The following is a 5,093-nucleotide window of genomic DNA, read 5'->3' on the forward strand; positions in this document are numbered from 1 at the left end:
GAATGATGGTCTAAACTGAATTCAGCTAGGTGCGATGTCTGGTTTCCGTTTATGGGCAAATTTCCCTGCCGAGAGTTCCAAGGGGATGTTACCTCAACATGGTGTCAAGTTTTGTAAAGAAGGTGAATCTATATGGGTGATTCTGGGATGCAGGTATGCGTGATGTTTGTCATCTTCAGTATTGTAACCCCAGTTTGCGAAATACAATTGAACGCTGGACAGGGAAGCGGTCGCAATAACATCCAGTAATGTGGGCAGTCGATCTTCAATGAACAGAATAGCGGTTTGTGGATGTGATTGCTGAAGCTGATTAAGAATTTGAGGCTTTTTCAGATTACGTTCCAAACCATAGATTTGTGTAGGCTCCACAGTTATTTGATTGGCTTCAAGGATCGCACTGACAAATCGTTCCTGTTTGGTTGTAATAATAAAAAGCTGGTGACGGGGGATTTGACTTAACAGGTCAATAACACCCGGGTAAAGCGGATTCATTTTGATCCAGCCGGCAAAATCGGCGTCAATCCAGCTGTCCCGATACACACCAAACCGTTTTTTTAAATCCGTTTTATCAAGCTGGTCCCGTAGCACAAGATTGTCGATTTGGCCGGTAAAATCATTTAATAAACTATCTGGGCTAATCGCTTCAAACAATAGTCGACATATCAGAATCGATTCGAAGCCAGTTTCCATCACCGGTCTCACCTGACGAAAATCCGTCAGGATTTGTTCCGGCATTTGCTTTGGCATATCTCCCCAGATTTGCGCTGCAACTTGCCAGCCACTTAATCCGGTTTCAATGGCGCTGTCGCAAATTACCCCATCAAAATCAAATGCAAATAACGGTTGCGACATGATAGTCAGAGCAGACAATGTTCCGCATAAGCACCGGCTTCATTTGCTGTCCAGTCACCTTTGGGCTTCTCTTTCATATGCACACACCATTCATCTGAACCAATTTCAGGAGTACAGGCTGAAAACAGTACAGTAAATGCGAGCAAACCAAGAACTCGAAAACAATAACGCATAATTGTCATTTTAAAGACTCCGCATGGGCTAGTTGGGCTGGCGCTGATAAACGAGTTTACCCTGAAACAGCGTATGGCTGACCTGATGCTGAAACAACCACCCGCCAAAAGGGCTGTTTTTTCCGGCACTGACAAATTCGGAGGGCTGACAGTCATATTGTACATCCGCATCAATAATACAGATATCAGCACTGGCACCGGCTTTGAGTTGTCCTGCTTCAATACCCAGAATAGCGGCTGGCTGACAGGTCAGACTGGCAATAGCCTGATGCAGGGTGATTTCATCATCTTCTACCAGCTTGAGTGTCAGGGGTAATAGGGTTTCCAGTGCCGAAAGGCCCGGCAGGGTTTCGGCAAACGGACCTAATTTGGCATCGGCATCCAGCGGCTGATGATGAGAAGAGACCGCTTGAATGACTCCATCACGTAAGCCTTGTTTTAACTGTTCGCGATCCCGTACGCTTCGTAAGGGTGGCATCACATGACTGAAACTGTCGTAATTTCCCAGATCATGTTCACAAAGATGTAAGTGATGGGCGCTGACATCAGCAGTAACAGGTAAGCCACGCTCTTGTGCTTCGCGAATAAGTTTGACCGCTTTTCCTGTAGAGATACTGTGAAAGTGAGCACGCACTCCGGTTTGTTCAATCAGAATTAAGTCCCGACTTACGGCAATGGTTTCCGCACTTTCCGGGATACCGGATAAACCTAATCTGGCACTGACCGTTCCTTCATGCACGCAGCCCTGTTTTTGTAACCAGGGATCAGCGGGGTTAATAAATACAGTCAAGTCCAGCGTAGCAGCATATTCAAGTGCACGGCGCCAGACTACGGTATTTTTAATTTCGGTCACGCCATTACTGACCCCCACACAGCCCGCTGCTTTTAACGCGGCCATTTCTGCCAGCAGTTCGCCATTCAGTTTTTGGGTCAATGCACCTACGGTGAGCACCATCGTGCGGCCGGCCTTTTTTGCTCGATCCTCGATCAATTCAACTACTGCTGGATTATCGATTACTGGATCGGTATCAGGTGGAACGGCCAATGTGGTGATCCCTCCTGCAGCAGCAGCACGGGTTTCACTCTCAATGGTGGCAGTATGCTCCTGTCCGGGTTCACGTAACCGGGCACTCAGGTCGACCAGTCCGGGACAGACGATTTTGTTATAGGCATCAATTTCGATATCGGCATCAAAACCGGGCAACTCTTCAGCGATGGCAATGATGCGGCCATCTTCGATGTAAACATTGTGATCGATATCAAGTTGGCTGGCAGGGTCTATGACACGACCATTTTGAATACAAATCTTCATTATTCGACTTCTGCCTGTTCTGATTGACTGGCCAGGGCCATCGACATCACCGCCATGCGAATGGCGATACCGTGGGTTACCTGCTCAAGAATCACTGATTGTGGCCCATCGGCAACTGACGAGGCTATTTCAACACCACGATTGATCGGGCCGGGATGCATGACAATGGCGTCCGGCTTTGCATATTTAAGTTTTTCTTCGGTCAGCCCATAACAGCGGAAATATTCCCGTGCACTGGGTAATAAAGCGCCTTGCATACGTTCAAGCTGTAAGCGTAAGGTAATGACCACATCTACACCCTCAAGACCCGCAGCCATGTCATGATAAACATGCACACCCAGTGTTTGGCTCTCACGCGGTAATAACGTCTGTGGACCAATAACGCGGATCTCACCTACACCAAGTGTGGCTAGCGCCTGAATTTGTGAGCGGGCTACCCGCGAGTGCAGAATATCGCCGATTATTGCCACGCGAAGGTTGGCAAAATCCTGTTTATGGCGGCGGATAGTAAACATATCCAGCATGGCCTGAGTGGGGTGAGCATGACAGCCGTCGCCTGCGTTGATAACACTGACATGCGGTGCGACATGTTGGGCAATAAACTCTGCTGCACCACTTTGATCATGGCGAACCACAAACATATCCGTGTGCATGGCTTCAAGGTTATGCAGTGTGTCGAGGAGGCTTTCACCTTTAGAGGTTGCAGAGGTGCTGATATTAAAGTTCATCACATCGGCTGAAAGACGTTTGGCAGCTAACTCAAAGGTTGAACGGGTGCGTGTACTGTTTTCAAAAAATAAATTGATAATGGTTTTGCCACGTAGCAATGGGACTTTTTTTACCTGGCGATGGCTGATACTGGAAAACTGCTCAGCCCGATCCATGATTTCTGTCAGTAATGGGCGTTTCAGACCTTCAATCGTCAGAAAATGCCGCAATTGGCCACCTTCTGTCAGTTGATTACTCGGCATGCAGCGCTCCTGCTGCGCGTGTTTCCAGTTGCAAACCATCGCGGTTACGAAGTTTTAAATGTTGATTGCGGGGTAAAATAACGGAGGCCCCAACAATATCCGGACGGATGGGTAATTCACGACCATCCCGTTCAATCAGCACGGCTAACGTCACGCTCGCTGGACGACCATAATCAAAAATTTCATTCAGCGCAGCCCGTGTTGTGCGACCACTGTAAAAAATATCATCTACTAACACCAGATGGCGATTGTCTACTTCAAAGGGCAGATCGGAAGGCGAAACCTGAGGATGCATGCCGATGCGAGTGAAATCATCACGATAATAGGCAATATTCAGGGTGCCAAGCGGCGCATCAAAAAAGTCTTCGCCAAGAATGTTCTGCAAGGCTTTTGCGACCCAGACGCCACCGGTATGGATTCCGATCAGAAACGGATCTTTGTCGGCGAGATCATCACGTATGGATTCAGCCATCTCTTCTAGCAGACTTTGAATTTCCGCTGTGGTTTGGGGCATTGTCATTGTTGGTCCAGCCATGATTGAAGAATAATTTGAGCCGAGAGTTTATCGACATCACTACGTTTGTCGGTCTGCATTTTACTGCGTATTCCCATTTGATCGAGTGCTTCAAAGGTTGTCAGGCGTTCATCCTGCCAGGCCACCGGAATATTAAAACGATTGTTCATCCGGTTGCCAAATTTTCTGGCGGCGGCGGTCATTAACTGTTCGGTGCCATCCATATTCAGCGGCAAGCCAACCACAATAAGACCAGGCTGCCACTCCTTAATTAAATTAGCGATGCTATCCCAATCCGGAATGCCATCACGGGCGGATAAAGCGGCAATGCCTCTGGCCGTGTTGGTTAATTGATGACCGACCGCAACACCTATGCTTTTCATGCCAAAATCAAAACCGAGTATATTTTTCTCAGAATTCATGCATGACCAGTTGTATTAGACATCAGATTGATGTCGATGCCCAGTAATTTAGCTGCCGCATGCCAGCGTTCCTCTGCGGGCGTTTGATATAGCAGTTCAGGGGTCGCCTGCACGGTCAGCCAGCTGTTTTCCGCTATTTCCTGTTCCAGTTGACCGGCTTCCCATGCAGCATAACCCAAAGTGACTATTGAATGTGGCGGCCCGTTCTGGGTGCCTAATGATTGCAGGATATCGCTGGAAGTGGTTAAAAACGTTTGCTCGGATATCTTAAGGGTATTTTTCCATTGTTCCCCACCATCATGCACCACCATACCCTGATCTTTTTGCACTGGACCACCAAACAAAACGGCGGTGTTGCTAGCCCATTCGGAAGTATTGGTGATTTGCAGGTGGTTAAGTAGCTCCTGCATCATGATTCGGGTGGGACGGTTTATGATTAAGCCCATTGCACCTTCTTCATCGTGTTCACATAGATACACCACTGAATGATAGAAAAAACTGTCTATCAGGGTTGGCATGGCGATCAGAAAATGATGTTTAAGTGAATAGGACATAAGATTAAAAGAAGGTGAACCCGACCTGGAATAAGCGTTCAACTTCTTTGATGTAGCGTTTATTGGTTAAAAACAGAATGACATGATCTTCTGCTTCAATCATGGTGTTTCGGTGAGCAATAATAACTTCTTCACCGCGAACGATTGCGCCAATAGAGGTGCCCGGTGGCAAATCAATTTCATCAATGCGTCGGCCAACTACCATGGAAGAACCTTTATCGCCATGAGCAATGGCTTCCAAAGCCTCAGCAGCGCCACGGCGCAAGGAATGCACCGCTACAATATCACCACGCCG

8 protein-coding genes are annotated in these 5,093 nt (G+C 47.7%); all 8 read right to left on the reverse strand.

What is annotated here, in order from left to right; genetic code table 11:
• Nucleotides 1–93 precede the first annotated feature (93 nt).
• Nucleotides 94–852, reverse strand: a complete 759-nt coding sequence (locus B3O33_RS07415) for an HAD family hydrolase (RefSeq protein ID WP_292361161.1) — start codon at nucleotides 850–852, stop codon at nucleotides 94–96.
• 5 nt (nucleotides 853–857) lie between these two features.
• On the reverse strand, nucleotides 858–1,034 hold the full coding sequence (locus B3O33_RS07420) for a DUF3012 domain-containing protein (RefSeq protein ID WP_292361163.1): 177 nt from the start codon (nucleotides 1,032–1,034) through the stop codon (nucleotides 858–860).
• Nucleotides 1,035–1,053: 19 nt separating this feature from the next.
• Entirely contained in the window at nucleotides 1,054–2,337 is a 1,284-nt protein-coding gene (locus B3O33_RS07425; RefSeq protein WP_292361164.1) for a dihydroorotase, read from the reverse strand.
• On the reverse strand, nucleotides 2,337–3,308 hold the full coding sequence (locus B3O33_RS07430; protein ID WP_292361165.1) for an aspartate carbamoyltransferase catalytic subunit: 972 nt from the start codon (nucleotides 3,306–3,308) through the stop codon (nucleotides 2,337–2,339). Before B3O33_RS07430 ends, B3O33_RS07425 begins: the two co-directional genes overlap by 1 nt.
• Nucleotides 3,298–3,828, reverse strand: a complete 531-nt coding sequence (pyrR, locus tag B3O33_RS07435) for a bifunctional pyr operon transcriptional regulator/uracil phosphoribosyltransferase PyrR (RefSeq protein WP_292363311.1) — start codon at nucleotides 3,826–3,828, stop codon at nucleotides 3,298–3,300. Before pyrR ends, B3O33_RS07430 begins: the two co-directional genes overlap by 11 nt.
• The gene (ruvX, locus tag B3O33_RS07440; RefSeq protein ID WP_292363312.1) at nucleotides 3,825–4,244 is read right to left on the reverse strand and encodes a Holliday junction resolvase RuvX; all 420 of its coding nucleotides are present in this window, start codon (nucleotides 4,242–4,244) and stop codon (nucleotides 3,825–3,827) included. Before ruvX ends, pyrR begins: the two co-directional genes overlap by 4 nt.
• Nucleotides 4,241–4,798 (reverse strand): YqgE/AlgH family protein, encoded by a 558-nt coding sequence (locus B3O33_RS07445; RefSeq protein ID WP_292363313.1) that lies wholly within the window; start codon nucleotides 4,796–4,798, stop codon nucleotides 4,241–4,243. The genes ruvX and B3O33_RS07445 overlap by 4 nt, the downstream gene beginning before the upstream one ends.
• Nucleotides 4,799–4,802: 4 nt before the next feature.
• Nucleotides 4,803–5,093, reverse strand: a 291-nt coding sequence (locus B3O33_RS07450; RefSeq protein ID WP_292363314.1) for a TrkA C-terminal domain-containing protein, incomplete at its 5' end; no start/stop codon positions are given.

Origin of the sequence: Methylophaga sp. UBA1464 (genome assembly GCF_002325665.1) — a bacterium.
GTDB lineage: Bacteria > Pseudomonadota > Gammaproteobacteria > Nitrosococcales > Methylophagaceae > Methylophaga.